The organism is Dellaglioa sp. CoH-57-MRSF-19, from assembly GCF_056781975.1.
The window spans coordinates 1-395 of record NZ_JBXAXW010000157.1 but is presented as its reverse complement, the minus strand read 5'-3'; the positions used below and the strand labels follow the sequence as shown (position 1 = coordinate 395).

Here is a 395-nt window from a genome sequence, read left to right as displayed (position 1 = left end):
CCGACTGTCATGGTGAGGATTTGGCATTTGCTTTCCGAAAGGCAATTCGGAAAGCAAAAAGCGATGGTCGCTGCATAGCCATCAATGTCATGCACCGAGCGGAAATTGGTAATGCGGCGTGCGTAGCATCGTACGGAGCTGTGTCATACGTAGACAAAATTGTTGGGCATCGCGTCGAACACGAAGTGAATGGCACCAGCCGGGTCTATGTGATTTTGAAATACACGGGAGGCAGTAATGAAGAGTGATGCAGAACTCAATGTGGAGCGAGCACTGGCCGATCACAAGGATACGCGTGGTTGGGCGCGTGTAGCGGCGCTGGCCGTGATCGAGGACCTTGGCGACCGCCGTGGCATCAAGCACGCGCTGGCTGAGGTGGACCCCAGCACTTTGGT

1 protein-coding gene is annotated in these 395 nt (G+C 54.9%); it reads left to right on the top strand.

Annotation, left to right across the window (positions count from 1 at the left end; genetic code table 11):
• Positions 1-248: hypothetical protein (locus AC1RO3_RS08755; RefSeq protein WP_481764042.1), on the top strand; the 248-nt coding region annotated here is incomplete at its 5' end.
• Between the last annotated feature and the right edge of the window lie 147 nt (positions 249-395).